General features: G+C 72.3%; 26 protein-coding genes. 11 read left to right on the top strand and 15 right to left on the bottom strand.

The features are described 5' to 3' along the window. Positions 1–71: 71 nt before the first annotated feature. Together FLL47_RS37890 and FLL47_RS37895 are read left to right on the top strand one after the other, a co-directional pair. Positions 72–638 carry a helix-turn-helix domain-containing protein gene (locus tag FLL47_RS37890; protein ID WP_246159198.1) on the top strand — a complete coding sequence of 189 codons (567 nt, stop codon included), beginning with the start codon at positions 72–74 and terminating at the stop codon, positions 636–638. After that, the gene (locus tag FLL47_RS37895) at positions 635–1,960 is read left to right on the top strand and encodes an MFS transporter (RefSeq protein WP_144127490.1); all 1,326 of its coding nucleotides are present in this window, start codon (positions 635–637) and stop codon (positions 1,958–1,960) included. Before FLL47_RS37890 ends, FLL47_RS37895 begins: the two co-directional genes overlap by 4 nt. Here the strand turns inward: FLL47_RS37895 and FLL47_RS37900 are convergent. Further along, complete coding sequence (locus FLL47_RS37900; protein ID WP_144127491.1) at positions 1,935–3,161, bottom strand: MFS transporter; 1,227 nt, start codon at positions 3,159–3,161, stop codon at positions 1,935–1,937. The genes FLL47_RS37895 and FLL47_RS37900 overlap by 26 nt on opposite strands. Positions 3,162–3,441: 280 nt before the next feature. Here FLL47_RS37900 and FLL47_RS37905 point away from each other — a divergent pair, with 280 nt between their 5' ends. Then, positions 3,442–5,034: an FAD-dependent monooxygenase gene (locus tag FLL47_RS37905; protein WP_144127492.1), complete on the top strand. Its 1,593-nt coding sequence runs from the start codon at positions 3,442–3,444 to the stop codon at positions 5,032–5,034. 173 nt (positions 5,035–5,207) lie between these two features. Here FLL47_RS37905 and FLL47_RS37910 read toward each other — a convergent pair whose 3' ends face one another. Then, positions 5,208–6,173, bottom strand: a complete 966-nt coding sequence (locus FLL47_RS37910) for an ABC transporter ATP-binding protein (protein ID WP_144127493.1) — start codon at positions 6,171–6,173, stop codon at positions 5,208–5,210. A gap of 2 nt (positions 6,174–6,175) precedes the next feature. Between FLL47_RS37910 and FLL47_RS37915 the strand changes: the two genes are divergently transcribed. Both FLL47_RS37915 and FLL47_RS37920 read left to right on the top strand, forming a co-directional pair. After that, positions 6,176–6,889 (top strand): ABC transporter permease, encoded by a 714-nt coding sequence (locus FLL47_RS37915; RefSeq protein ID WP_144127494.1) that lies wholly within the window; start codon positions 6,176–6,178, stop codon positions 6,887–6,889. A gap of 138 nt (positions 6,890–7,027) precedes the next feature. Continuing rightward, the gene (locus tag FLL47_RS37920) at positions 7,028–7,753 is read left to right on the top strand and encodes an ABC transporter permease (RefSeq protein WP_144127495.1); all 726 of its coding nucleotides are present in this window, start codon (positions 7,028–7,030) and stop codon (positions 7,751–7,753) included. Positions 7,754–7,779: 26 nt separating this feature from the next. On the opposite strand, the gene FLL47_RS37925 is transcribed toward FLL47_RS37920, so the two are convergent. Further along, entirely contained in the window at positions 7,780–8,184 is a 405-nt protein-coding gene (locus tag FLL47_RS37925; RefSeq protein WP_144127496.1) for an HAD family hydrolase, read from the bottom strand. A 216-nt stretch (positions 8,185–8,400) separates the two neighbouring features. Between FLL47_RS37925 and FLL47_RS37930 the strand changes: the two genes are divergently transcribed. Continuing rightward, complete coding sequence (locus FLL47_RS37930) at positions 8,401–9,405, top strand: glycine betaine ABC transporter substrate-binding protein (RefSeq protein WP_144127497.1); 1,005 nt, start codon at positions 8,401–8,403, stop codon at positions 9,403–9,405. 156 nt (positions 9,406–9,561) lie between these two features. Here FLL47_RS37930 and FLL47_RS37935 read toward each other — a convergent pair whose 3' ends face one another. The 3 genes from FLL47_RS37935 to FLL47_RS37945 form a co-directional block, all read right to left on the bottom strand. Next, positions 9,562–10,194: a class I SAM-dependent methyltransferase gene (locus FLL47_RS37935; RefSeq protein ID WP_144127498.1), complete on the bottom strand. Its 633-nt coding sequence runs from the start codon at positions 10,192–10,194 to the stop codon at positions 9,562–9,564. Between the two features lie 94 nt (positions 10,195–10,288). Beyond that, positions 10,289–10,924 (bottom strand): HAD family hydrolase, encoded by a 636-nt coding sequence (locus FLL47_RS37940; RefSeq protein WP_144127528.1) that lies wholly within the window; start codon positions 10,922–10,924, stop codon positions 10,289–10,291. Positions 10,925–11,007: 83 nt separating this feature from the next. Beyond that, positions 11,008–11,889: a septum formation family protein gene (locus FLL47_RS37945; RefSeq protein WP_144127499.1), complete on the bottom strand. Its 882-nt coding sequence runs from the start codon at positions 11,887–11,889 to the stop codon at positions 11,008–11,010. Between the two features lie 165 nt (positions 11,890–12,054). Between FLL47_RS37945 and FLL47_RS37950 the strand changes: the two genes are divergently transcribed. Then, complete coding sequence (locus tag FLL47_RS37950; protein ID WP_144127500.1) at positions 12,055–13,479, top strand: WGR domain-containing protein; 1,425 nt, start codon at positions 12,055–12,057, stop codon at positions 13,477–13,479. A 167-nt stretch (positions 13,480–13,646) separates the two neighbouring features. Continuing rightward, positions 13,647–14,039 carry a ribosomal maturation YjgA family protein gene (locus tag FLL47_RS37955; RefSeq protein WP_144127501.1) on the top strand — a complete coding sequence of 131 codons (393 nt, stop codon included), beginning with the start codon at positions 13,647–13,649 and terminating at the stop codon, positions 14,037–14,039. 120 nt (positions 14,040–14,159) lie between these two features. Here the strand turns inward: FLL47_RS37955 and FLL47_RS37960 are convergent, their stop codons facing one another. The 5 genes from FLL47_RS37960 to FLL47_RS37975 form a co-directional block, all read right to left on the bottom strand. After that, positions 14,160–14,591: a PIN domain nuclease gene (locus FLL47_RS37960; RefSeq protein WP_144127502.1), complete on the bottom strand. Its 432-nt coding sequence runs from the start codon at positions 14,589–14,591 to the stop codon at positions 14,160–14,162. Then, on the bottom strand, positions 14,588–14,794 hold the full coding sequence (locus FLL47_RS37965) for a type II toxin-antitoxin system VapB family antitoxin (RefSeq protein ID WP_144127503.1): 207 nt from the start codon (positions 14,792–14,794) through the stop codon (positions 14,588–14,590). Before FLL47_RS37965 ends, FLL47_RS37960 begins: the two co-directional genes overlap by 4 nt. 201 nt (positions 14,795–14,995) lie before the next feature. Next, positions 14,996–15,970, bottom strand: coding sequence for a golvesin C-terminal-like domain-containing protein (locus tag FLL47_RS37970; protein WP_144127504.1), 975 nt, complete (start codon positions 15,968–15,970; stop codon positions 14,996–14,998). Further along, the gene (locus FLL47_RS43365; RefSeq protein ID WP_186316150.1) at positions 15,970–16,131 is read right to left on the bottom strand and encodes a hypothetical protein; all 162 of its coding nucleotides are present in this window, start codon (positions 16,129–16,131) and stop codon (positions 15,970–15,972) included. The genes FLL47_RS37970 and FLL47_RS43365 overlap by 1 nt, the downstream gene beginning before the upstream one ends. A gap of 218 nt (positions 16,132–16,349) precedes the next feature. Beyond that, complete coding sequence (locus FLL47_RS37975) at positions 16,350–17,531, bottom strand: GNAT family N-acetyltransferase (protein ID WP_144127505.1); 1,182 nt, start codon at positions 17,529–17,531, stop codon at positions 16,350–16,352. Positions 17,532–17,605: 74 nt separating this feature from the next. On the opposite strand from FLL47_RS37975, the gene FLL47_RS37980 reads away from it, so the two are divergent. After that, positions 17,606–17,995 (top strand): YunG family protein, encoded by a 390-nt coding sequence (locus tag FLL47_RS37980; RefSeq protein WP_144127506.1) that lies wholly within the window; start codon positions 17,606–17,608, stop codon positions 17,993–17,995. 41 nt (positions 17,996–18,036) lie between these two features. Here the strand turns inward: FLL47_RS37980 and FLL47_RS37985 are convergent, their stop codons facing one another. Beyond that, positions 18,037–19,482: a pectate lyase family protein gene (locus tag FLL47_RS37985; protein WP_144127507.1), complete on the bottom strand. Its 1,446-nt coding sequence runs from the start codon at positions 19,480–19,482 to the stop codon at positions 18,037–18,039. 235 nt (positions 19,483–19,717) lie between these two features. Beyond that, on the bottom strand, positions 19,718–20,260 hold the full coding sequence (locus FLL47_RS37990; protein ID WP_144127508.1) for a GNAT family N-acetyltransferase: 543 nt from the start codon (positions 20,258–20,260) through the stop codon (positions 19,718–19,720). Between the two features lie 145 nt (positions 20,261–20,405). Between FLL47_RS37990 and FLL47_RS37995 the strand changes: the two genes are divergently transcribed. Both FLL47_RS37995 and FLL47_RS38000 read left to right on the top strand, forming a co-directional pair. Further along, positions 20,406–21,491: an S-(hydroxymethyl)mycothiol dehydrogenase gene (locus tag FLL47_RS37995; protein ID WP_144127529.1), complete on the top strand. Its 1,086-nt coding sequence runs from the start codon at positions 20,406–20,408 to the stop codon at positions 21,489–21,491. After that, on the top strand, positions 21,488–22,123 hold the full coding sequence (locus FLL47_RS38000; RefSeq protein ID WP_144127509.1) for an MBL fold metallo-hydrolase: 636 nt from the start codon (positions 21,488–21,490) through the stop codon (positions 22,121–22,123). Before FLL47_RS37995 ends, FLL47_RS38000 begins: the two co-directional genes overlap by 4 nt. A gap of 50 nt (positions 22,124–22,173) precedes the next feature. On the opposite strand, the gene FLL47_RS38005 is transcribed toward FLL47_RS38000, so the two are convergent. Further along, positions 22,174–23,463 (bottom strand): cellulose-binding domain-containing protein, encoded by a 1,290-nt coding sequence (locus tag FLL47_RS38005; protein ID WP_246159199.1) that lies wholly within the window; start codon positions 23,461–23,463, stop codon positions 22,174–22,176. Between the two features lie 219 nt (positions 23,464–23,682). Next, complete coding sequence (locus FLL47_RS38010; RefSeq protein WP_144127510.1) at positions 23,683–25,320, bottom strand: ABC-F family ATP-binding cassette domain-containing protein; 1,638 nt, start codon at positions 25,318–25,320, stop codon at positions 23,683–23,685. Between the last annotated feature and the right edge of the window lie 105 nt (positions 25,321–25,425).

A 25,425-nucleotide genomic window follows, 5' to 3' on the forward strand; every position in this document is an offset into this window, starting at 1 on the left:
GCGCGGGCCGTTCGGGCGGAACGACCCCGAAGCAATTGCCAAGAAGTCTTTGCAAAGATATGTTGGCGGTCATGGCCGCTGAACGCATCACCCTCGACCCGCGAACCCTGCGCGGGCTCGCCCACCCCTTGCGCGTGCGCCTGCTGGGGCTGCTGCGCGAGCGCGGACCCTCCACCGCCACCCTGCTCGCCGCCCAGCTCGGCCTGTCCAGTGCCGCAACCAGTTACCACCTGCGCCAGCTGGCCCTCTACGGCTTCGTGACCGACGAACCGGCCCGCGGCAACGCCCGTGAACGCTGGTGGCGCGCGGCACACCGCGGCACGACCGTGGACCACGTCGATCCGGAATCCTTCGGCGACTTCGAGGCCTACCTGCGCGCCGTGGCCGCCCAATACGCCGCCCGCGTCGACCGCGCCCTCGACGAGTACGCCACCCGCCCCCCGCAGTGGCAGCGCGTCGGCACCATCAGCGACTGGGCCGGGCAACTCACCCCCGAGGAGACGAAGGAACTGCAGGCCGAGCTGTTCGCGTTGTTCGAGCGCTACCGGCGCTTCGACCTCGACGCTCCCGCGCCCGAGGGCACCGCCCGCGTCCACGTGCAGTTCCAGGTGCTGCCGTTCCCCGAGGAGACGCCGTGAAAGGCCTGGTCGGCCTGCTGATCGCGGGCACCGTCTCGAAGGTCGGCAGCGTGCTGACGTTCCTGGCCATTCCCTGGCTGGTGCTGGTCACCACGGGCAGCCCGTCCCGGATGGGCCTGGCGGCGGCGGCCGAGCTGCTGCCGTACGTCCTGATCGGACCGCTCGGCGCGCCCCTGGTCGACCGGATCGGCCCGCGCCGGGTGTCCATCGTCGCCGACCTGGCCAGCGCCGCGGTGATGGCGGCCGTGGCGTTCGGGCAGCGCGGCGGATTCGGCGTGCTGCTGGTGCTGCTCGTGCTCGCCGGGGCGCTCCGCGGGCTCGGCGACTGCGCCAAGCGGGTGCTGCTGCCCTCGACCATCGCGGCGTCCGGGGTGGACATGACCCGCGCCACCACCGTCTACGACGGGGCGAACCGGCTGGCCGGGCTGCTCGGCGCGGCCCTGGGCGGGGTGCTGATCGCCGCGGTCGGCGCACCGCGCACGGTGCTGCTCGACGGCGTCTCGTTCGTCGTGTGCGCGGTGCTGGTGGCGGCCCTCGTGCCCGCCCGCACCACGGACACTCCCGCCGACGCTCCGCCACCGGAGCCGTACCTGGCCGCGCTGCGCGGCGGCGTGGACTTCATCCGCGGCAACCGGCTGATGCTGGGCATCCTGGCCATGCTGTTCGTGACCAACCTGGCCGACCAGGCCAACGCGGCGGTGTTCGTGCCGGTCTGGGTCGACGAGGTGCTCGGCTCGCCGGAGGCGCTGGGCTGGGTGAGCGCCGCATTCGGACTCGGCGCGGTGCTGGGCAACCTGGTCTTCACCGCGCTCGCGCCACGCGCGCCACGCTACGCCGTGTTCACCATCGGGTTCCTGATCGGCGGCTCGCCCCGGCTGGCCGTGATGGCACTGTCCGACAGCCTGACGCTGGTGCTGGCCGCAGCATTCGTGTCCGGGCTGGCGATGGCCGCGGTCAACCCGATCCTCGCCGCGACCATGTTCGAGCGGGTGCCCGCGCACCTGCAGGCCCGGGTGCTCAGCCTGTCCAACGCGATCGGGTTCGCGGGCATCCCGCTGGGCAGCCTGCTCGGCGGCTGGGCGGTGGAGCACATCGGACTGACCTCGGCTCTGCTGGTCTTCGGCGCGTGCTACCTCGGCGCGACGCTGCTGCCCGTACTCTCGCCCGGCCTCTGGCGGCAGCTGGACCGCCTCCCGGCAGCCCCGCCTGCGCCCCACCCACGCGACAGGCGGCCTGCCGGGTCTGTGTCCGCCGCGGGCACGGCGGCCACAGATCCGCATTCCGCTCAGGACACGCTCAGCGCAAGCGCCCCCAGCGGGTGAGGAGCGCGAGCAACCCGGCCCCGCACAGGATGGCCGGCGGCGCGAGCAGGAACCCGGCCGTCGCGCCCCAGCCCTGGACGACCGTGCCGGCCACGGCCGCGCCCGCGCCGCTGCCCACCGCGAACGCGGTCGCGATCCAGGCGAACGCCTCGACCGCGGTGCCCGGTGGTGCGACCCGGTCGACGACCAGGAAGATGCCGGTGAGCGCGGGCGGCAGCCACAGCCCGGTGACGACCAGCGCCAGCCCGGTCAGCGGCAGCGACAGGGTGAGCGCCAGCGGCAGGTAGCTCGCGGCCAGCAGGACCACGACACCCGCCAGCCGCCCCGCTGGGTTCGCGGAGACCAGCCGGGAGAAGGCCAGGCCGCCCGCCAGCGCTCCGACCGCCTGGGCGGCAAGCAGCCAGCCACCCCAGGACGGACGACCCGCCGCGGCCGCGTACTCGGCGACCGCGACGGTCGTCGCGCCGATGCCGAACCCGATGAGCACGGTGGCGGCCAGGATCTGGAGCAGGCGGCCGGAGCGCAGCGGCCCGCTCCAGTGCCGCGCCGCGGATACCGAGCGCAGGCGGCGCACCGCGGGCGCGGTGGTGTAGAGCGCGGTGCCCGCCAGTTGCACGGCCGCGGTGGCGAGCAGCCCGGCCGGCGGACCGCCGAGAGCCACCGCCGCCATGGTCAGCAGCGGCCCCACGATGAAGATGAGTTCCTGCGCGGTGACGTCGAGGGTGTAGGCCGTCGGCACCAGCCGCTCGCCGACGACGTCCCGCCACAGGGCGCGCATGCACGCCCCGAACGGTGGCGCGCCGAGCCCCGCGAAGGCTGCGGACGCCGCGGCCACGGGCGGCGCGGGAAGCAGGGCGAGCACCGCGAACGCGATGGTGGAGACGGCGGCCGCGACCCACAGCGGCGGCCCCTGCCGGCCGCGGTCGGCGAGGCGGGCCACCAGTGGCTGACCGACGGCGCTGCCGGCGGTGTACGCGCCGACGACGACTCCGGCCCAGCCCAGGGACATGGACTCGTGCGCGGCCAGCAGCAGGGCCAGTGGCGCGGACCCCAGCGGCAGGCGGCCGAGCACGCTAGCGCCGAGGATGCGCGGCACCTGCGCGGAGCGCAACACGGACAGAAACGCCGACGAGGCCGTGGCGGACTCGCGGCGGACGGACGGGCTTTCGGGCACGGTGACGGTGGACGGTTCGACGGACACGGCAAGGGCTCCCCTGAGACGAGGCGGACGGATTCGCGAAGGGCGTGAACCGTCAGGGAGCGAGGTCACCACGCTCGTGATCGTTGCCGTAGAGCGGCAGATCAGGCATGACCCACCGGGTGTACGCGGCGGTGAGCGCGTCCAGTGTGGTCACCCGTCGCAGGTTAGCAGAAGAGATCGGCGCACGGTGATGGGTCGACCGGGCGTTCTGTCAACCAAGGTTGACGCCTTCGCGTAATGTCAACTACGGTTGACAACAACGATCGAGGGGAGGCCGGCGATGGACGCCGACGTGGTGATCTCCGGGGGCGGCCCGACCGGGCTGATGCTCGCCGCCGAGCTGCGCCTGGGCGGGGTGAGCGTGGTGGTGCTGGAACGCCGCACCGAGCCCGACCCCGTGCCGCGCGCCAACGGCCTGGTCGGCCAGGTCGTCACCGTGCTGTACCGGCGCGGGCTCTACCGCGCCCTGGCCCGCCACGACCACGGCCCCAGGGCCCTGGTCCAGCGCTGGTTCACCGGGGCGTACGGCGACCGGCCACGCCCCGTGCGCGGCTTCTCGCACGCCGGATTCCGGCTCGACCTGCGCCGCCTGCGTGACACGAACCCCCTGCACGTGCTCGCGGTGCCGCAGCGCCGGATGGAGGAGACGTTCGAGGTACACGCCCGCGCACTGGGCGCGGACGTCCGGCGTGGACACACGTGCGCCGGCCTGACCCAGGACGGCGACGGCGTGACCGTCGAGGTCGACGGCCCCGACGGCCGATACCGGCTCCGGGCGGCGTACCTCGTCGGCTGCGACGGCTCGCACAGCGCCGTACGCAAGGCCGCCGGGATCGGCTTCCCCGGCGAGACCAGCCGCGAGGTCGTCATCCGGATGGCGCACGTGGTGCTGCCCCGTGCCGCGCTCACCCCCGCCGGGGCGCTGCGCGCCGCCGACGGCACCGTGTACCGGCCCTACCAGCTGCACCGTACGGCGCACGGGGCGTTCTCGTTCGCCTCGTTCATCCCCGGCGTGCATGTGCTGAGCACCCACGAGTGGGATGCGGAGGCACCCGGCGAGCAGGTGCCGATGTCCGTCGCCGAGGCCCGGGCGAGCCTGTCCCGGGTGGTCGGCGCCGACATCCCGGTCGCGGACCCGCCCGCCGAAGGCCGCCCGTGGATCCTGCGCCGGCTCACCGACCGCAACAACCGGCTGGCCGACCCGTACCGCGCGGGCCGGGCGTTCGTGGTGGGCGACGCCGCGCACGTGTTCGCCGGGTTCGGCGGGTCCAATCTCAACCTCGGCCTGCAGGACGCGGTCAATCTGGCCTGGAAGCTGGCCCTGGTCGCCCGCGGCCAGGCCCCTGACAGCCTGCTCGACACCTACCAGTCGGAACGTGTGCCGCAGGCCCGGCAGGCCCTGGACCGCACCCGGGAGCAGGCCGAGCTGATGGCCCCCGGCGACGAGGTGACCGCCCGGCGGGAGGCGTACGCGGCGCGGCTGCGCGAACCCGGGTTCCTGCGCGAGGTCGCCGACGCCGTCGCGGGCCTGGATCTGCCGTACCCGATGGCCGATGGTCGTCCCCTGCTCGGGCGGATGTCGCCCGACCTGCGGCTGATGCACCACGGTCGGCGCATCCGCCTCGCATCACTGCAGCGCACCGCCCGCCCGCTGCTGCTCGACCTCACCGGCGGCCCGGCCCTCGCCGCCGCGGCCGCCCCCTGGCGCGACCGCGTCGACCTGGTCGCGGCCCGCCCGCGCGATCCCGGCACTCCCCCGGCGCTCCTGATCCGCCCCGACGGCTACATCGCCTGGGTCAGTCCCGCCCCCGACGACCCCACCGGCCTCCCCGACGCCCTCACCACCTGGTTCGGCCCGCCCAACACACCATGATCGCTCGACTTGCCTGGCACCCGTGCGTATCTTGGGCACGCTTTCCCACAGGTGCCAGGCAAGTCCGATGACCTTGACGGCCGCACGCGGGCCGCGGGCTCGGTCGACGGCGCACCGGGCTCCGGCACTCGCTCAGGCATTCGCGTAGGCGGCCCCGCGGGCCGGGAGCCGGGTCAGCGACGCAGTACGGCGTAGACGTCCTCGGGGGTGAGGATGCCGAGGACGTCGTTCCCGTCGCGGACCGCGACCCAGCCGGTTTCGCCCTCCAGCAGCGCGGCGAGCGCGTCGCGCAGCGAGCCGTCCACCGGCACCGACGGGGCCTCGTGGTCGCCGTCGGGCAGCGGGCGCAGGCCTTCACGCGGGATCGGGGTGACCGCCAGCAGCTTAATGCCGCGGTCCGCGCCGACGAACTCGGCGACGAACGTGTTCGCCGGCTTCGACAGCACCTCGGCCGGGGGCGCGAACTGCTCCAGCTGGCCGCCCTCGGACAACACCGCGATCCGGTCGCCGAGCCGCACCGCCTCGTCGACGTCGTGGGTGACGAAGACGATGGTCTTGCGGACCGTCTGCTGCAGGCGCAGGAACTCGTCCTGCAGCCGCCCGCGCACGATCGGGTCGACGGCCGAGAACGGCTCGTCCATCAGCAGCACCACCGGGTCGGCGGCCAAGGCCCGGGCCACCCCGACGCGCTGGCGCTGCCCGCCGGACAGCTCGTGCGGATAACGGTCGGCGTAGCGGGCCGGGTCGAGGCCGACCAGGTCCAGCAGCTCCGCGGTGCGCTCGGCGACCTGCCCCTTGGGCCAGCCGAGCAGCTTCGGCACGGTGCCGACGTTGTCGCGTACGGTCTGGTGCGGGAACAGGCCCACGTTCTGGATGACGTATCCGATGCGCCGCCGCAGCGCGATCGGGTCCACCGCGGTGATCTCGTCGTCGCCGAGCCACATCCGCCCGCCCGACGGCTCGATCAGCCGGTTGATCATCCGCAGGATGGTGGACTTGCCGCAGCCCGACGGCCCGACCAGCACGGTCAGCTCGCCGGCGGGCAGCTCCAGACTCAGCTCGCGGACCGCGACCGTGCCGCCGTCGTACTGCTTGCGTACGCCCTCCAACCTGATCGACACCGCAGCGGTACGGTTCACCTATGCCCTCCAAGGTCAACGACGCCGTGCTCGGCCTGGGCGCACCGGGCGACGATCCGCGCAACCCCTGGTTCTCCTGGAGCTACGTCAGCCAGAACACCGACACCCTGCTCGCCGCGCTACGCGAACACCTCATGCTGACCTTAGTCGCCGTGGCACTGGCGACGGTGATCGCGATCCCGCTGGCGATCCTGGCGTACCGCGTCGGCGCGCTGTCCGGGCCGATCCTCGGTTTCACCGGTGTGCTCTACACCGTCCCCTCGCTCGCGCTGTTCGCGTTCCTCGCGCCGTTCACGGGCATCGTCCAGCCCACCGCCGTGCTGATCGGACTGACGATGTACGCGCTGCTCACCATCGTGCGCAACACGTTGACCGCACTGCGCCAGGTGCCCGCCGACGTGCTCGACAGCGCCCGCGGCATGGGCTACGGCAGGCGCGCCATGCTGTGGCGCATCGAGCTGCCGCTGGCGCTGCCCGGCATCATGACCGGCCTGCGCATCGCCACGGTCTCCACGGTGGCGCTGGTCACGGTCGGCGAGATCGCCGGCTGGGGCGGCCTCGGCGAACTGATCATCGGCGGCTTCAACAGCAACTACTACCGTCCGCAGATCATGACGGCGACGCTGCTCTGCGTGGCCCTCGCCCTGGTCCTCGACCTGGTCCTGCTCGCCGTGGGCCGCGTCATCATGCCCTGGACCCGGCGGAGGACCGCATGAGCGAGCGTAAGCGAGCGAATCAGGGGCCTACCACCCATGCCGCCGACGAGCGCAGCGAGGAGAAGGCATGAGCGAGCGTAAGCGAGCGAATCAGGGGCCTACCACCCATGCCGCCGACGAGCGCAGCGAGGAGAAGGCATGAGCGTGATCGACGACGCGATCGTCTGGCTGAACGATCCGCTGAACTGGACCAATCCGGACGGGATCATCTCGCGCACGGGGGAGCACCTGTGGATCTCCGCGGCCGCGGTGGCCCTGGGCTGCGCGGTCGCCTGGCCGCTGGGCGTGTGGATGGGGCACGTCGGCCGCGGCGGCGCCGCGGTGGTGACGGTGACCAACCTCAGCCGCGCCGTGCCCACGGTCGCGCTGCTCACCATCTTCCCGCTCACCGCGATCGGCTTCGGCCCGAAGGCGATCATCCTGGCGCTGTCCCTGTTCGCGATCCCGCCACTGCTGGCCAACGCCTACCTGGGCGTGCGTGAGGTCGATCCGGAGGTGCGCGACGCGGGCCGGGGCATGGGCCTGTCCGCCTGGCAGCTGCTGCGCAAGGTCGAGCTGCCGCTCGCGGTGCCGTATCTGGCCAACGGGTTCCGCATCGCCGCGGTGCAGGTCGTGGCGACCGCCACCCTGGCGGCGTTCGTCAACGGCGGCGGCCTCGGCATGATCATCAGCCGGGGCTTCGGGCTGGGCCTGGCCTCGGGAGGCGGCCAGGTGCTGGCCGGCGGCATGCTGGTGGCGCTGCTCTGCCTGACCATCGAGGGTGTGCTCGCCCTCATCGAGAAGGCGCTGCTGCCGAAGTCGCTGCGCCGCGTCAAGCACCGTCCCCCGGCTTCGGTCGCCGACGCGCTGCCCGCCGGATCCTGAACGACCGTTGCGCGCCCGGGGCCGTTTCAGAGCAGGCCGCGGTCGCGCAGCAGCTCGAAAAGCCGGTTGTTGTCGCAGAACAGCACGCTGTCGATCCCGGCGGCCGTGCCGCCCGCGACGTAGACCGGCTTGTCGTCGACGAACAGGCATTCGTCGGGCGTACGCCCGATCTCGGCCAGGGCCCGCTCGAAGAACGCCCGCTGCGGCTTCAGAAAACCTATCTCGTACGACACCAGCACCCCGCTGATGCCGGGCCGCCCGCCCAGCAGCTCACGGATCACAGCCGCGCGGCGCGGGCTCTGATTGGTGACCAGGTACACGCCGTCGACCGCGAGCCGGGGCAGCACGGCCAGCAACTCCTCGTTGGGATCGAGGCTGCCCGCGGGCACCAGCAGCACGCCGTCCACGTCGAGCAGCAGCGTCGTCACCACGCGACCAGCCTAGGCCCGCGCAGGTCGCACCCCGCATGACGTCGATCACCCGGGGTTTCCACGCCAAGCCGCTGACCTGCGGATGTGAACGGTTTGCGAATTGTCAGGCGCGGGTAGGCGAGCGCGGTTCACGAATTCATCGCAAGGATGTCTCAGGTACGCGGTAAGAAAGACCTTTGCACATTATTTCGCAGTGAAGACGACGGAAGGCTGAATATGGCAACGCACACCCGGAGGGCGTCCGTCCTCCTGCTGGCCGGTGTCACCGCGGCGGCGTTCGCGCTGACCGGCTGCGGGCAGGCCGGTTCCTCGGGCACGGAGGCACCGGCCACCGCCTCGGGCGCCGGCTGCGCGCCGGTCGCCGGCGACCAGCTCGTGGTCCTCGACGATGACAAGCACCTGCAGAACACCGACAACGTCGTCGCCGTCGCCAACGCCAAGCGGGCCACCCCCGCACTGCTCGCGGCCGTGGACAAGGTCGCGGCGGCGCTGGACACCCCGAAGCTGATCGCGCTGAACAAGGCGGTCGAGGTCGAGCGCAAGACCTCCGAGGTCGCGGCGCAGGAGTTCGCGGCGCAGGCGGGCCTGACCACCGGCCTGTCCGGCGGCACCGGCCCGGTGGTGGTCGGCGCGGCGAACTTCCCCGAGAGCAAGACCCTCGCCGAGCTGTACAAGATCGCGCTGAACGCGGCGGGCTTCCAGGCCACCGTGCAGGTCTCGGGCAACCGCGAGCTCTACGAGCCGGCCTTGGAGCGCGGCGAGCTGACGGTGTTCCCCGAGTACGCCGCGACCCTCACCGAGTTCCTGAACCAGAAGCAGAACGGCAAGGACGCCGCAGCCAAGGCCAGCGGTGACCTCAACGCCACCGTGGCGGCCCTGAAGGAGCTGGCCACCAAGGCCGGGCTGACCGTGGGCACGCCGTCGGCCGCCGCGGACCAGAACGCGTACGCGGTGACCAAGGCGTTCGCCGACCAGCACCAGGTGAAGACGCTGTCGGACTTCGCGGCGAAGTGCTCCGGCCAGGCCACCGTGCTGGCCGGTCCGCCGGAGTGCCCGCAGCGCTCGTTCTGCAAGCCGGGCCTGGAGAAGACCTACGGCATCACGTTCGGCTCGTTCCAGCAGGCCGACGCCGGCGGCCCGCAGAGCAAGACCGCGGTGACCACCGGCAAGGCCACCCTCGGCATGGTCTTCTCGTCCGACGGCAGCCTCGCCACCAACTGACCCACCGCACCACCTCGGCGGCGGCCCGGTCCACCTGGACCGGGCCGCCCTTCGCCGCGTCGATCATGAACTTATGGCACGGCTCGACGGCATGTCACGGCCACAACTTCATGATCACTATCGGCGGGACGGTGGCGCGCGGCTCGGTGGGCGGGCTCAGCCGAACCGGAACAGGCGGCCGCCCGGGCCGAGCGGTGGCGGTACGGCGGTGAGCAGGTGCACGCCGACCGAGAACAGCACGTCGTCCGGGGCGTGGAAGGCCGTCTCGGCGAAGCCGGCCTCGGCGAACCACGTCCGGATCGACGGGGTCAGGTCGGGGGCACGCCGGGTCCGCGTCCAGATCACGGTCGCGCCGGATGCGCACAGCCGCGGCAGCGCGGCGACGGTGCGCCGCACCTCGGCGTCGCCCATGTTGCCGAAGACCCCCGCGAACAGCACCAGGTCGGCCGGGACGGCGTCGGCATAGGACTCGAGCAGTCCGGCGTCCGCACAGGTCGCCGTGACGGCCACACCGAGGCGGTCGGCCTCCGCCTGCGCCACCGCGGTGTTGCGGCTGTCGTACTCGATCAGCGTCGCGCGCACCCGGGACGCGTCGGGCCGACGGGCCAGCACCCCGAGCAGGTCCCGTCCCTGGCCCGCACATGCGCTGACCACGGTCAGCACCGGCTCCGGACGCTCGTCCAGCCAGCTGTCGACGTGGTCCTGCACCAGCCGCAAGCGGCGCGACAGCGGCGAATCCGGGTCGGTGTACGGCTGGTGCCAGTCATACCAGTCCTTCGTGGCGCTCACAGGCGACCAATCTGCCACGACCGCCCGGTTTCGGGGAGCCCGAGTGCTGCCGTTGCGGCATGATCAGTGCTCTCCCAGCCCCGGGCCCGGGGCGTCAGAGCGCCGCGGCGGCCAGCGCGGCGAGGGTGACGCCCGCAAGGGTGGTCAGCAGGGTCAGGCCGGTCATCGGCTTCAGCGAGACCGCGTTGGGCACGCCGACCACGCGGGTGCCCGCGGCCAGCGCGCTGGCCACGCCGGTAGGCGAGTCCTCGATCACCAGGCAGTCGGCGGGCTCGACGTTCAGCAGTTTCGCCGCGCGCAGGTAGGGGTCCGGGTGCGGCTTGGTGAACGCGACCTCGTCGCCGCAGACCACGGCGTCGAAGTTGTGCCTGCCGAGGGTGTCCAGGGCCACCTCGACGCACCGCCGGTTGGTCGAGGTCACCAGGGCCGTGGGCAGGCCCGCGGCGCGTACCTCGTGCAGCAGCTCCTGCGCGCCGGGCCGCCAGACCAGGTCGGTGGCGAACAGCCCGGCGACCCGGTCGTAGATCCAGGCCGCGCTGACGGCGGCGTCACGCCAGGGCTGGCCGATGCCCTCGTGGAACAGCAGCATCGACTCGTCGACGGAGCGCCCGACCATGTTCAGCCGTACCTCGACCGAGATCTCCGCGCCGTAGTCGCGGGCCAGCTCCTCGATGGCGACGTCCCACAGCGGCTCGCTGTCGAACAGGGTTCCGTCCATGTCGAAGAGCACTGCCGCCGGAGTCATGCCACGATCATCCCCGGCCGCGGCCGGGACCGCCGCCGACCGTGGCTGACATCACGCCGGATCGGGGTTCACCAGGCCGGAATGCCCTTGCCCTTGCTGCCCTTGACCGACTTTTTCAGCGTCTTGGTGCCGGTCCACACCGCGCAGCGCACCCGGTGGTCGCCGGCCGCCCAGTTCTCCTCGGTGGCCGGCCAGGCGATGACCCCCAGGCCGGCCGCCTGCGCCCGGCTGATCCCGATATACGGGGCGACGGCGTCCCGGCACTGCCGGAACAGCGCGTTCCACTCCCGATCCGACTCCGGGTAGGGCACCCCGCTCTCGGCCCGCAGGAACCCGGCGTACTCGGCGTTGTGCGCGGTGGCGCAGGGCACCTCGCGCATCCAGTCGATGCGCCGGCCCTGGGCCGCCGGCGCCTCGGCGCAGCCGACCACGAGCCCCTCCCAGAACCCGTCCTTGAGGCTGCCGGCCCGCGTGATGAAGTGCCCGTCCTTGTCGACGATGCCCACCTCGATCAGGTCGCAGCGGAACCAGCGGGCGCCGCCCTCCCACGCCGCCTCTCCCGGCAGGGTCAGGCGCAGCTCCAGGCGGCCCTCCCACCACGGCCGGCCCAGGTACGCCGCCGCTTTGGTGTCGCATTCGGTGTATGCGGCCGCCAGGTGCTCGGGTCCCGGCTTCTCGTCGCCAGGGAAGGCGCCGACGTGCGCCACCTCGGCGTAGTGGATCCGGTCGCACGTCACGGCGGGACCCGTGCTGCCCCCGGCCTCCGCGGGGCGGGTGTCGAGGCACCTGCCCACCGACGGCAGGTAGCCCGTCGCCTGCGCCACCGGCGGCCAGTCGTCGGTCAGCCGCCCGTCGGCCCCGGGCGGCAGGTCAGGGCTGACACAGCCCGCCAGCACGACGTTCAGCAGCATCGCGGCCGGCATCAGGCCGGCCGTCAGGCGTCCTCGCATCGCCCGTCCTCCCCGTTGGTCGACTGCGTCGCAGCGTAGACAACCCGCCGGGGCGGCGGATCGGCCTAACAGCCGATCATGGGATTGCCGCGCGGCGTGGTGTCGGAGGCGGCGGATACGGTGTGGCCGAAGCGCTCCCCTCCCGCGAGAGAAGGCCCCTTCCCCATGCCCGCTGAGACCACCTACCTCGAACTGTCCGAAGCCGACGGCGGCTCGCACAAGTTCTACGAGGTCGTCGTCGACGACACCGAACTGACCATCCGCTACGGACGGATCGGCGACGCCGGAGCGACGACGAAGAGCACGTTCGCCGACAACGCGAAGGCGCGCGCCGCCGCCGCGAAGAAGATCGGCGAGAAGGTGCGCAAGGGATACGCCCCCGCGGTGCCGGGCGCGCGGGGCAAGCGCGCGGTGTCGCGGCGCGCCATCGTCAGCACCCGCTCGACCGCGAAGACCGCGCCGGTGCTGTGGCGCTACCGCTCGGGCACGTCCGCGTTCGGCATCTTCGTCGACAGCAAGGTCTGCATGGTCGGCAACGAGGCCGGCGTGATCACCACGCTGACCCACGGCGCCGAGGTGGTGCAGCAGTTCAAGCTGCCCGACGGAGTCAAGTGCATCGTCGCCGACGACGCCTGGCTCTACGCCGGCTGCGACGACGGCAACGTCTACGACCTGTCCGGCAAGGTGCCGCGGCTGGCGTACCGGATCGCGCCCGACATCGACATCTACTGGCTCGACATCCACGACGGCGTGCTCGGCGTGTCCGACGCGGGCGGCGGCGTGGCCGCGATCGACCACGAGGACGAGTTCCTGTGGCGGCGCAAGAGCACCGGCTCGTCGGGCTGGATGGTCCGCTGCGACGCCGACGCCGTGCACCACGGCCACTCCGGCGGTGTGACCAGCTACGACTGGCGCACGGGTGAGCAGCGCTGGCACCAGAGCACCGGCGCGGTGCTGTTCGGCTGGCAGGAGGAGCACACGCTGTACGCGGGCACCTCCACCCGCAAGGTCGTCGAGTTGGGCAAGGACGGCTCGCCCCGACGCGAATACCAGTGCGACGCCCCCGTGTTCTCCTGCGCGACCAGCCCCGACGGCAGCTACGTCTTCGCCGGTGACAACAGCTCCTCGGTGTACTGCTTCGACAGCTCCGGCAACCGGCTGTGGAAGCTCGGCACCGGCTGCGGCTCGGCGTACTCGATGCAGTACCACGACGAGCGGCTCTACATCGTGACCACGGACGGCTCGCTGGCCTGCATCGACGCGACCGAGTCGGCGATCCGCGCGGCCGAGGGCGGTTCCGTGCCCGTCGTCGTCGACGTCAAGGCGCCGCGCATGGAGGCCGTCGCCGCGTCCACCACGGTCGAGGTCGTCACCGCCGAGGCGGGCGGCGACGGCATCGTGCTGGAGTGTTTCGAGGAGGGCGGCCGGCTGCGGGTGCGCGTGGTGTCCGAGGGCTACCAGCAGTCGTGGCAGGTGCAGTTCCCCAAGGGCATCCGCGAGGCCGGCGCGCGATACGTCGTGTCCGAGGTGCGCCAGGCCAGCCGGGGCGGCTTCTACCGCGCCTTCGGCGAGATCCGCCGCCTGGCGTAGCCCTTCAGTCTCCCGCCGCCGCGTCCGGGTGCCACCGGAACGCGGCGGCGGGCATCACCGGCTCCGGTGCCGGGGCGCGAGCAGGGCCGAGGCGGCACCTAGCGAAACCACCGGATCTTCACGATCTCACCACCGCCGGGGCCGGGACGGCTCCGTACCATCGGCGGATGCCCCGCACCGACTGGACCCGCCGCCTGCTCGCCCTCGCCGCGGCCGCCGCGGTCCTGGTCATCGCCCTGCTCATCCGGGCTGCCGCGGACGGGCCGCTCGAGCAGCACTCCGGCACCGCGCTGTACGCCTCGATGATCTACGCCGGGGTCTTCTTCCTGTGGCCGCGCACGACTCCCCTGGTCGCGGGCGCGCTCGCGACCGCGTTCTGCTGGCTGGTCGAGCTGTCGCAGCTGACCGGCGTGCCCGCGTACCTCTCGGAGCGCTCCCTGCTGGCCCGGCTGGCGCTCGGCGTCGCCTACGACCCGCTGGACATGCTCTGGTATCCGGTCGGGGTGCTGCCGCTGGTGGCGGTGCACCTGCTCCTGCGTCAGCGGCGGGCGACCGCGTGACCCCCGTCAGCCCACGCCGCCCGACCCCCGTTTTCCATGGACGTTGGCCTATCCCATCGAGAATGATCTACGATTTTTCGACGAGATAGGCCAACGTCTATCAAAGGGGGGTCGGGGTGGTCAGGACACCGATCCGCGCGGCACCACCCAGCGCGTCTGCAGGCCGGACACCGCGGCTATGTGGTCGAAGTCGGAGTCGTAGTGCAGCACGATGGCGCCGTAGTGCTCGGCGATCGCCGCGGTCAGGATGTCGGGGCAGCCCGCGGCGCGGTGCTGGCTGCGCCGGGCCAGCATCGCCTGGATCTCGCGGGCCCGCCGGGCGATCTCCGGGGTCGGTGGCAGGTCGACGAAGCCGGCCGCACGCAGCGCGGCGGTCCGCGCGTACTCGGCCGGGTTCCGGGCCGAGTACAGCACTTCGAGGTCGATGACCACGCAGGTGGCCAGCAGCCCGGCCTTGCCGAGCCGGGTCAGCTCGGCGCGCACCGGCTCGTGCTGGACCCGCGCGATCGCGCTCGTGTCGACCAGGTAGAGCCCGGCGGGGACGCCGGTCACCGGCGGGCGCTCGCCCGGACCTCGGGGTCGGCCATGTCGGGACTCCCCCACACCAGCGGGTCGTCGAACACCTCAGCCCGGCGCCGGCGCTCGGCCACGAAGGCCAGCGCGGCGTTCACCGTCTCGACCTTGGTCTTGGTGCCCAGTTCCCGGGCGGCCGCGTCGAGCTTCTCGTCGTCGATGTCGATGACAGTACGTGACATGATATCGAGTATGCGTCTGCAGATATCAAGATCGCCATAGCCGAGCCGAGCCGAGCCGAGCCGAGCCGAGCCGAGCCGAGCCGAGCCGAGCCGAGCCGAGCCGAGCCGAGCCGAGCCGAGCCGAGCCGAGCCGAGCCGAGCCGAGCCGAGCCGAGCCGAGCCGAGCCGGTGGCGGCGGGTCGGCCGCCACCGGACCTCGGATCAGACCCGGGTCACCCGGATGGCGTCGGCGATGACGTATCCGGTGCCGTTGGTCCACCGGCTGACGCCCACCTTGTTGGCGTCGCCCGCGGTGAGGTTGAAGGTGCCCAGCACCCGCCACTGACCACCGGTGACCCGCTGGTCGACGGTCACGGTCTGGTTGCCGCCACTGGTGACGACCACGTACGGCGCGGCGTTGTTGTAGCCCGGGTCGGCCGGCCACCACGCCTCGACGCGGTAGTTGCCCGTCTCCGGGATCGCGAACTTGTACCAGGCGGCGTCGCTGGCGGCGACCGGGTTGGCGAACCGGTAGTTCTCCCCGAACCGCTGCCCCGAGAACGCCGAGGTGCCCCAGTTGGTGCTGGCGGAGAACCGCCCCGCGGTCGTGTTGTCCACGGTGGACGTCCAGCCGCCGGTCGGCGGGTTCATCGCCCGCGCCACGTCGGCGCGCATCACGTTGAGGTCGATGAACGACGGGTCGATCTTGCCGGTGGTGCTGGTCTCCCGGTGGCCGCGGGCGTAGCTGGAGTCGCGGCCCAGCTGCTTGAGCACCGCCGCCGTCGCCGCGATCGAGGCGTTGTACTGCGCGGCGGTCATCGCCTGGTCGGTCGCCTGGTCGCCACCGTAGTCGATCTCCCAGCCGATCAGCATGGTGTTGCCGTCACCGGCCGGGATGGGCCCACTGGCCCGTGCGCTGCCCGCGTGGTTGCAGCGCCCGGCGGAGATGACGTGGAAGACGCCGTGGTAGTCGACGAGCGCCTGGCACAGCGGCCCGGCGAGGTCGGAGCGGCCGTTGATGCACACGTTCAGCGCCGGGTGGGGGTTGCTGGCGCTGGAGAACGCGGCGGTGTGGTGCCACAGCACGCCGATCGGGCTGAAGGAGCCGGGGCGCATCCGGTTGCGCCAGTCGCCGTGCTCGACGACCTGCACGCCGGCCGAACGGAGCACGTCGGCCAGCCAGGGAATGTTCGCCATCATGCCCCCTGGATGAGGTCGGCGACGCACTCGGGCGCCGCCGGAGCGGGCTCCTCGGCGGCATGGGCGGGACGGGCCACCAGCGCCACGGCGGCGGCGACGAGCGCGGGCACGCCGAGCAGCCGTCGGCGGCGGGCACGCAGGGATCGGATTCTGGTCACGGCACTCCTCGGGGGGTGTGGAGGGACACGAGCCCAAGCTCGCGCGCACCTGATCAGACCTCCGTCATGCCTGGCCAGGCGGCGTGACGGCACCATATATCGTCACCGCCGTCTATGTCGATACCTTGCGACATGCCATCTCTTTGCGAAGTTTTCCTTCACAGTCAAGCCATGCGAATCGCAGGTGTCCGCAATGGAGCCACCGGAACCCGCGGTGATCAGAAGAAGTCGTGCAACACCGGGACCGGACCCGCGGTCGCGGCCGCGAGGAGACCGTCGGCGACGGCGTCACCGGCCAGCAGACCGGCCCGGCGCAGCACCGCGGGCGTGGCCGCGCCCGCGTACCAGACGGCCAGTCCGCGTGGCGTGAACCGGGTGCCGCCGGAACCGCCGGGCTCCAGCCGCCCGATACCGCCGTCGAGCACCAGCCGCCAGGCGCCCGCGTTCCAGGGACACTCGGGGTCGGCGAGCGCCAGGTCGACCGCACCGCTCAGGTGTCCCGGCCAGCCGCGGGCCGCGATCGCGGCGGGCGCGTCGACCAGGCGCAGCATCCACGGCTGGCGGCTGTGCTCGGTGACCAGCGTCGTGGGGATCTCCAGCAGTGCCGGGTCCCCCGCGCCGAGCCGCAGCACGGTCACCGGCGCGACGCTCGCCCAGCCGCCGAACATGGCCAGCAGCGCGCACAGCGCCTCCTGGGTGGCGGCGACCAGGTCGTGGGCGGTCACCCGGCCGACCGGGTCGCTGTCCGGACCGCGCACCCAGGTCGCGTAGCCGTCGATGGCGCCCTCCGCGTTCACGGCGACGGTGACGCCGTCGAAGGCGGCCAGCAGCTCCTCGGGCGCGGTGTCGTACAGCAGGCCGGAGCGCTCCATCATGCCGGTACCGGCGCGCGCCCATTCACGGTAGAGACCCCGCACGGCACGCACGTCGTCGGCGGTCGCCGGGCGGAGCGTGACCCCGGGCCCCGGCCGGACCGCAGCCAGCGCCGACGTGGGCACGCTGAGGTAGGTGAGCGCGCCGACCTCCTCCCAGCCCAGCCTGCGGTACGGGTACGGAGTGGACGGAAACAGCGCGCTGATCGCCGCGCCCCGGTCGCGGGCGCCGGCCAGCAGCCGGGTCAGCACCTGGCGCCCCAGTCCCCCGCGGCGGACCTCGGGCGCGACGGCGACGCCGGCCACACCGGCCGTGGGCACGATCCGGCCGCCGAACCACTGTCCCTGCGCCCGGTCGACCGCCTTGGCGATCAGCCGGTCGCCGTCGAAGGCGCCCCAGGCGACCCGGCCGGGGGCCGTTCCGAACTTCTCCGGCATCGCGGTCGCGTGGAAGCCGAACGCGATGCTGCCCAGCCGCCAGGCGGCGGGTCCGTCCTGCTCCTGCAGCTGCCGTACCTCGTAGACCATCCGGCCATCCTAGGTATGCCTCGTGCCGCGGCTGCCGCCCGTGCGCCGACGGCGGATGTGCGAGGCTGTGCCGCATGGCGGTCTTCACCCTGACGCAGCTCGAGCAGGCGGTCCGCGCCGGCTGGGGCGTCGACACGTGCGCGCCCGAGGATGTGCCCGACTGGCATGCCGGCAACCCCGCGCGCGGTCAGTGCGGCGTCACCGCCCTGGTGGTGCACGACCTGCTCGGCGGCGACCTGATGTGCGGCGAGGTGCACGTCGGCGGCGTGCGCACCGACCACCACTGGTGGAATCGCCTGTCCGGCGGCCTGGAACTCGACCTCACCCGCGAGCAGTTCGGTCCCCACGAGACCGTCACGGCCGGCGCGGTCGTCGTACGGCCGGCAACGGTCAACCGGCTCCACGACGAGTACGAACTGCTCCGCAGCCGGGTCTTCGCCACCCTGCGCCCGGTCGACGCCTGATCCGGGCGGGCCGGTGTAGGGCCGGCCCGCCCGGACGGATGTCAGACCGTGATCCGGCCCGCGCCCGCGCCCGCGCTCACACTGGCCTTGACGCCACTGGCGCCGTCCAGGGTGTACGAGTACGGGATGCCCGACACGCTGCCCCCACCGCTCTCCGGGGTCCCGGAGCCGGTGAAGTAGTTGTTGCGCTGCACGACCGCGCCGTCGTCGGAGTCGGCGTAGCCGACCAGGGTCGGCTCGTCGACGCTCTCGAAGTAGTTGCCCTCGACGAGCACGCCCGCGCCCATGGTGGACGCGACGCCGTACTCGTTGCCCCGGTAGTAGTTGTTGTACACGTGCACCGGGTTGCCGAAGCGCACCCGCGGGTGGCGGGTGCCGGAGCCGTCGAACCAGTTGTGGTGGTAGGTCACCCGCAGGTGGCCGCGGTCCTCACTGGCGTTGTCGTCGCTGTGGCCGAGCAGCATGGACTTGTCGTGCCCGTAGACCCGGTTCCAGGAGATGGTCACGTAGTCCGAGGCCCGCTTGACGTCGACCGCGCCGTCGTAGCCGTTGGTGAAGCTGTTGTGGTCGACCCAGACGCGGGTGGAGTACTGGATGTTGATCGCGTCGTCGTTCCAGTCGCGGAACGAGATGTTGCGGATGATGACGTTGCTGGCGTTGGAGACGTTCAGGCCGCAGCCCGCGATCGCCGCGCCGGAGTTGCCGAGGATGGTCTTGTTCGACCCGACGGTGATCATGCCGGAGCAGGAGATCGTGCCGGAGATCCGCACGACCCGCGCGGTGGTGCCGGAGACGGCGCTGGACAGGGCCGAGGAGCTGGTGACCGTGGTCGCCGAGGCGCTGCCGCCGCCGGTGGTGCCGCCGCCCTGGGTGGCCCAGCCGACGAGCCCGGTCTGCGAACCGCCACCGCCGCCACCACCGCCGCCGCCGGAGCCGACCGCGACCAGCTGCCAGTGCTGGTTCCAACCGTTGAGGTCGGCGAACTGGCTGATGATTCCGCCGTCGGCGGTGGACCACTCCCACACGTCGAGGGCCTTGCTGCTGTGCCGGTTGAGGAACTTCACGTAGCCGCTGTCGGTGTCACGGACCGCGAAGTGCTGGCGCGTGGTGCCGTTGTCGGGGTTCTGCACCAGACCGGTGCCGTCGTTGGCGTTGGGCAGCTCGAGGAACTTGCCGCTCTGGCGCGAACGCAGCTTGTAGTAGCCGCTGCCCGCGTCGACGAACTGCCACTGCTGCTGGTAGCCGTCGTTGCGGGCCCACTGGACGATCGGGGCGCCGTCGGCGGTGCTGAAGTTGTACAGGTCGACGGCCTTGCCGCTGTGCCGCGACACGATGACGTACCAGGCACCGGTGTCGATGGTGACGGCCTGGGCGGGTGCCGCGACGACGGCGCCGACCGCGCCGAGCGCGAGGGTGAGCGCCGCGACGATCGCGGTGCGCAGGCGCCATAAGCGGCGGGGTGACGTCCGTGGAGTGGGTTGAGACATCGGATTAACCTCCGGGTGTGGGCACCGCGGTGGCCTGGGCGTGCCGGTCCGCGATGCAGATGAGCGGATGCGGAAAGCGCTTTCCGATTTCGAAGGTTAGTCGCGGCGTCAAACTATGTCAATCGATATGGCATGCCAGGGTGGGTGTCGACATCGGAACCGGTGCCGTCGACCGGGTGCACGCCAGGAATCACCGACGCCACGTTCGGCGGCCCGCGGTGAACGGCCGCCGCGCTCAGCCGCGCAGACCCACGCAGTCGAGCGCCCAGAACACGTCGGAGTAGACGAAGGTGCCGGTCATCCACGGCTCGTACGCCGCCAGCGGATACACCTGGAACGCCGGGTCGGGGATGCGCAGCGACGGGGAGCGCAGGTCCATGCCGCCCGCCCGGACGAAGCCGTGCCGCGCGTAATAACCCGGGTCGCCCTCCAGGAAGACCAGGGGCACCCCCTGCCCGTCGGCGGCGGCCAGCGCCGCGGCGATGAGCCGCCCGCCGAGGCCACGACCCTGATGGTCCGGGTGTACGCCCAGCGGCGACAGGCTGTGGACGTCGACCAGGCGCGCCGGGGCGTCCAGCCGGCAAGCGCTGAGCAGCACGTGCCCGACGACCCGGTCCTCGTGCGTCGCCACCAGGGAGACCACCGGCAGCGCGGCGGGAGCGGCGCGCAGCGCCTCGACCAGCGCGGGGACCCGCTCGGCGTCGCCGAAGGCGAGTGTGTGCACCGCGCGCACCGCGACGTGGTCGGCGGCCGTCTCGGCCCTGATCGCATAGTCCATGATCGCGAACCTAGGAGCCGGCGCGCGGGACCGCAACGGGTTTCCACCGCGATACGGACGCCCAGGCCGGGGACGAGTTCCCTGGCGTACGGGAAGCGCACGGGTAACATCCTTGCGTCTGTCCAACGTGCGCAAGGAGGCCACGGTGGTGCACGAGGTCCGCGGAGTCGTCGCCCGCTCTAAGAACGCGCCGGTGAACATCGAAACGGTGCTGGTGCCCGACCCCGGGCCCGGGGAAGCGCTGGTGAGGGTGCAGGCCTGCGGGGTCTGCCACACCGACCTGCACTACCGGGAGGGCGGCATCAACGACGACTTCCCGTTCCTGCTCGGCCACGAGGCCGCCGGGGTGGTGGAGGCGGTCGGCGCGGGCGTGACCGAGGTGGCCCCGGGCGACTACGTGGTGCTGAACTGGCGGGCCGTGTGCGGCCAGTGCCGGGCCTGCAAGCGGGGCCGGCCGTGGTACTGCTTCGCCACGCACAACGCCACGCAGAAGATGACACTGGCCGACGGCACGCCGCTGTCGCCCGCGCTGGGCATCGGCGCGTTCATCGAGAAGACGCTGGTCGCGGCGGGTCAGTGCACCAAGGTGGACCCGGCCGCGCCGCCGGAGGTCGCGGGCCTGCTGGGCTGCGGCGCGATGGCCGGCCTGGGCGCGGTGCTGAACACGGGCGCGGTCACCCGCGGCGACACCGTCGCGGTGATCGGCTGCGGCGGCGTGGGCAACGCGGCGATCGCGGGGGCCCGGCTGGCCGGCGCGACCACGATCATCGGGGTGGACCTCGACGAGCGCAAGCTGGCCTGGGCCAAGCAGCTCGGCGCGACGCACACCGTGCACGGCGGGCAGGCCGACGTGGTCGCGGCCATCCGGGAGCTGACCGGCGGCTTCGGCGCGGACGTGGTGGTCGACGCGGTCGGCCGCCCCGAGACCTACCAGCAGGCTTTCTACGCCCGGGACCTGGCCGGCACGGTGGTGCTGGTGGGCGTGCCCACCCCGGAGATGAGGCTGGAGCTGCCGCTGCTGGACGTGTTCGGCCGCGGCGGCGCGCTCAAGTCGTCCTGGTACGGCGACTGCCTGCCCTCGCGCGACTTCCCCACCCTGCTCGGGCTGTACCTGCAGGGGCGGCTCGAGCTGGACGCGTTCGTGTCCGAGCGGATCGGGCTGGACGACGTCGAGGAAGCGTTCGCCAGGATGGGCCGCGGCGAGGTGCTGCGTTCGGTGGTGATGCTGTGACGGGGTCCGCGCGCATCGAGCGGGTGGTCACTTCAGGCACGTTCAGCCTGGACGGCGGCACGTGGGAGGTCGACAACAACGTCTGGCTCATCGGCAACGACAACGACGTGCTGGTCGTCGACGCGGCACACGACGCGGCCGCGATCATGGCGGCGGCCGGCGAGCGGCGCGTGGTCGCGATCGTCTGCACGCACGCGCACAACGACCACATCGACGCCGCGCCGGAACTGGCGCGCCTGTCCGGTGCGCCGATCATGCTGCACCCCGACGACCGGATGCTGTGGGACATGACCCACCCGGACGTGGCGCCCGACCGGGACCTGACCGACGGCGACTGCCTGACCGTGGCCGGGGTCGAGCTGTGGGTGCACCACACGCCGGGGCACTCGCCGGGTGCGGTGTGCCTGTACGCGCCGTCGCTGTCGGCGCTGTTCTCCGGGGACACCCTGTTCCAGGGCGGGCCGGGCGCGACCGGCCGGTCCTACAGCGACTTCGACACGATCATCGGCTCGATCCGCGACCGGCTGCTGACCCTGCCGGCCGACACGGTGGTGTACACCGGGCACGGGGACACCACCACCATCGGCGCGGAGGCCCCGCACCTCGACGAGTGGCTGGCCCGCGGCCACTGAGCGACCCGTGGCACGGGGCCCGGCGGTCGCCCGCCGGGCCCCGTGCTCGGTCAGTAGCCCCAGCGGTTCTTCAGATGCCGCCAGAAGTCACGCAGCATCCACCGGTCGAACTCGGTGATGCTGGTGGCGCTGCCCGCCTTCATGATGAAGCAGCACTGGCCGGTGGGTGTCCAGTCGTAGAAGTCGTCCAGGCCGAAGGTGTGCCCGACTTCGTGCAGGAAGATGTGGATGTTCTCGGAGTTCATCGCACCGGTGAAGTATTCGCTGCTCATCCGCTGTCCCCAGTCGCCGCCGGCGCCGCCGCCGAAGCCCGAGGTCAGCCAGAGCGACATGTCGTAGTGGTGCGACGCGCCGCCGGGGCAGCCGGTGTAGTTGCCGTCCTGGTGGAAGAAGCGGCCGCACGGCTCCGAGCACTGCGGCGCGTTCTCCCGGATGTTGTTGACGTAGATGTCGACCGAGTTGTCGGTCCATTCGAGGGTCGCGCGGTCCCGCACGGCCCAGCCGACGACCTTCACCGGCACCTCGGCGTACGGCCAGCCGTTGTGCCCGGCCATGACGTCCATCCACTTCTTGAACTGCCGGGACAGCGCCGCGTGGATCTGGTCGCGCATGGCTGCGGTGACCCGGGCGCTGGAGTCCCAGCGTACGCAATAATTGATCTTTCCGCCGCCGGCCATGACCTGGTCCCAGCCGTAGTTGCGGAAGGTGAGCAGCTGCGGATACGTGGACTGGTAGTGCGACCACACCTCGTTGAGCGGTGTGACCAGATTCGCGGGCGGGTTCCAGCCGCTGGTGGGCGGGCTCGACGGGGAGGTCGACGGCCGGGGCGACGCCGAGGGCGAGACCGACGGCCGTGGGGACGCCGACGGCGAGGACGAGGGGCCGCCCGACGGTGCGGGTGACGCGCTGGACGGCGCGCCGGTGCAGGCGACGCCGTTGAGAGTGAACGCGGTCGGGATCGGATTCGCGGTCGTCCACGCTCCGTTGAAACCGATCGTGGTGCTCGCGTTCGTGCCGAGGCTGCCGTTGTAGCCGACGTCGACGGCGGTGACCTGGCTGCCGCTCTGGGTGTAGGTGGCGCTCCAGCCCTGTGTGACGGCCTGTCCGGCGGCGGGGAACGTCCACCGCAGGGTCCAGGCGGTGAGCGGGTCGCCGAGGTTCTTGATCACGATGTTGCCGGTGAACCCGCCGCCCCATTGCGACGGGACGGTGTAGGTGACCTGGCAGCCGGTGACGGCGGCCCGCGCCGCGGTGGCGACGAGGGTCCAGGCGGCCACGGCGGTCACCGCGATCACGGCGACGGCTGAGGTCAGGGCATGGCGATGTCTGATGTAGCGCACGGGAATCTCCGAGGGTGCGGGCGCGTGACGCGCCGACTCTGCAGACACGTGCCGCGGATGCCCGACGTCGGCGGCACGTTGGTACGCGGACGAGGTCCGCTCCGGCTCCCGGACACCACGATGCAGCCCGAAAAGGTTTTCGGCAACTGATGACGGACCTATCCGGACAGTTCTTGTGTCAGGCCAGGTCGTAGACCACCGTGGTCCAGGTGCGTGCCGTCAGCTCGCGGTGACGCGTCCGGCCTCGACGGTGAGCATCCGGTTGGTCTGCACGGCCTGCAGCATCTGCCGGTCGTGGGTGACCAGCAGCAGCGTTCCGGTGTACGAATCCAGCGCCTGCTCCAGCTGCTCGATCGCGGCCAGGTCGAGGTGGTTGGTGGGCTCGTCGAGCACCAGCAGGTTCACCCCCGACGCCTGTAGCAGCGCCAGCGCGGCACGGGTGCGCTCACCCGGTGACAGGGTCGCGGCCGGGCGCAGCACGTGCGCCGCGCGCAGCCCGAACTTCGCCAGCAGGGTGCGCACGTCGCCCGGGGCCAGCGCGGGCACCGCGGACTGGAACGCGTCGACCAGCGGCTGGTGGCCCAGGAAGCGGCCGCGGGCCTGGTCGATCTCGCCGACGACGACGCCGGGGCCGAGCGAGGCGGTGCCCGCGGCGAGTATGGCCCGGCCGAGCATGGCGCGCAGCAGGGTGGACTTGCCCGAGCCGTTGGGGCCGGTCACGGCGACCCGGTCGGCCCAGTCGATGCGCAGGTCGACCGGCCCGAGGGTGAAGTCGCCCTGGCGTACGACGGCGTTGTTGAGGGTGGCCACGACAGCGCCGGCGCGGGGGGCGGCGGCGATCTGCATGCGCAGCTCCCACTCCTTGCGCGGCTCCTCGACCTCGTCCATCCGCTCGATCAGGCGCTCGGTCTGGCGGGCCTTGGCGGCCTGCTTCTCGGTCGACTCGGTGCGGAACGCCCGGCCGATCTTGTCGTTGTCGGGCGACTTGCGGCGGGCGTTCTTGACGCCCTTCTCCATCCAGGAGCGCTGCATGCGGGCGCGGGCCAGCAGGTCGTCCTTCTTGTCGGCGTACTCGTCGTAGGCCTCGCGGGCGTGCTGGCGCGCGACCTCGCGCTCGGCGAGGTAGGCCTGGTAGCCGCCGCCGTACTGGCGCACCTGCTGCTGGACGAGGTCCAGCTCGACGACGCGGGTGACGGTGCGGGTCAGGAACTCGCGGTCGTGGCTGACCAGCACGGTGCCCGCGCGCAAGTCGCCGAGGAAACGCTCCAGCCGGTCCAGCCCGGCCAGGTCGAGATCGTTGGTCGGCTCGTCCAGCAGGAAGATGTCATACCGGCTGAGCAGCAGCGACGCCATACCGGCGCGGGCGGCCTGGCCGCCGGACAGCGCGGTCATCGGGTGGTCGAGGTCGACGTCGAGGCCCAGCTCCGCGGCGATCGCGGCGGCCCGCTCGGGCAGGTCGGCCCCGCCGAGTTCGAGCCAGCGTTCGAGGGCTTCGCCGTAGCGGTCGTCGGCGCCGTCCGCGCCCTCGGCCAGCGCCATCGCCGCGTCGTCCATCTCCTGCTGGGCCCGTGCCACGCCGGTGCGCCGGGCCAGGAAGTCGCGCACGTTCTCGGCGGGGCGCCGCTCGGGCTCCTGCGGCAGCAGGCCGACGTTGGCCGTGGGCGGGTTGAGGGTGACGGTGCCCTCGTCGGGGGCGGCCAGGCCGGCGAGCAGGCGCAGCAGCGTGGACTTGCCAGCCCCGTTCACGCCGACCAGGCCGACGACCTCACCGGGCGCGACGACCAGATCGAGGTCGCTGAACAGGATCCGCTCGCCGTGCCCGGCGGAAAGGCCACGGGCCACCATGGTCGCGCTCATGCCCGCTCCTCGCTGCGCTCGTCACCGGCATGCGCCGAGCCTGTGATTCGCTCGCTCATGCCTGCTCCTCGCTGCCGCTCACCCGCGAAGCGTATCCGCCGCCCC

Source organism: Catellatospora sichuanensis, assembly GCF_007483665.1.
Taxonomy (GTDB): Bacteria; Actinomycetota; Actinomycetes; order Mycobacteriales; family Micromonosporaceae; genus Catellatospora; species Catellatospora sichuanensis.

What these genes read in the sequence shown, in the direction of transcription:
- FLL47_RS37890 (WP_246159198.1), top strand. Translation starts at nt 72, where the DNA reads ATGGCCGCTGAACGCATCACCCTCGACCCGCGAACCCTGCGCGGGCTC.
- FLL47_RS37905 (WP_144127492.1), top strand. Translation starts at nt 3,442, where the DNA reads ATGGACGCCGACGTGGTGATCTCCGGGGGCGGCCCGACCGGGCTGATG.
- FLL47_RS37915 (WP_144127494.1), top strand. Translation starts at nt 6,176, where the DNA reads ATGCCCTCCAAGGTCAACGACGCCGTGCTCGGCCTGGGCGCACCGGGC.
- FLL47_RS37920 (WP_144127495.1), top strand. Translation starts at nt 7,028, where the DNA reads ATGAGCGTGATCGACGACGCGATCGTCTGGCTGAACGATCCGCTGAAC.
- FLL47_RS37930 (WP_144127497.1), top strand. Translation starts at nt 8,401, where the DNA reads ATGGCAACGCACACCCGGAGGGCGTCCGTCCTCCTGCTGGCCGGTGTC.
- FLL47_RS37945 (WP_144127499.1), bottom strand. Translation starts at nt 11,889, where the DNA reads ATGCGAGGACGCCTGACGGCCGGCCTGATGCCGGCCGCGATGCTGCTG.
- FLL47_RS37950 (WP_144127500.1), top strand. Translation starts at nt 12,055, where the DNA reads ATGCCCGCTGAGACCACCTACCTCGAACTGTCCGAAGCCGACGGCGGC.
- FLL47_RS37955 (WP_144127501.1), top strand. Translation starts at nt 13,647, where the DNA reads ATGCCCCGCACCGACTGGACCCGCCGCCTGCTCGCCCTCGCCGCGGCC.
- FLL47_RS37965 (WP_144127503.1), bottom strand. Translation starts at nt 14,794, where the DNA reads ATGTCACGTACTGTCATCGACATCGACGACGAGAAGCTCGACGCGGCC.
- FLL47_RS37970 (WP_144127504.1), bottom strand. Translation starts at nt 15,970, where the DNA reads ATGGCGAACATTCCCTGGCTGGCCGACGTGCTCCGTTCGGCCGGCGTG.
- FLL47_RS37975 (WP_144127505.1), bottom strand. Translation starts at nt 17,531, where the DNA reads ATGGTCTACGAGGTACGGCAGCTGCAGGAGCAGGACGGACCCGCCGCC.
- FLL47_RS37980 (WP_144127506.1), top strand. Translation starts at nt 17,606, where the DNA reads ATGGCGGTCTTCACCCTGACGCAGCTCGAGCAGGCGGTCCGCGCCGGC.
- FLL47_RS37985 (WP_144127507.1), bottom strand. Translation starts at nt 19,482, where the DNA reads ATGTCTCAACCCACTCCACGGACGTCACCCCGCCGCTTATGGCGCCTG.
- FLL47_RS37990 (WP_144127508.1), bottom strand. Translation starts at nt 20,260, where the DNA reads ATGGACTATGCGATCAGGGCCGAGACGGCCGCCGACCACGTCGCGGTG.
- FLL47_RS38010 (WP_144127510.1), bottom strand. Translation starts at nt 25,320, where the DNA reads ATGAGCGCGACCATGGTGGCCCGTGGCCTTTCCGCCGGGCACGGCGAG.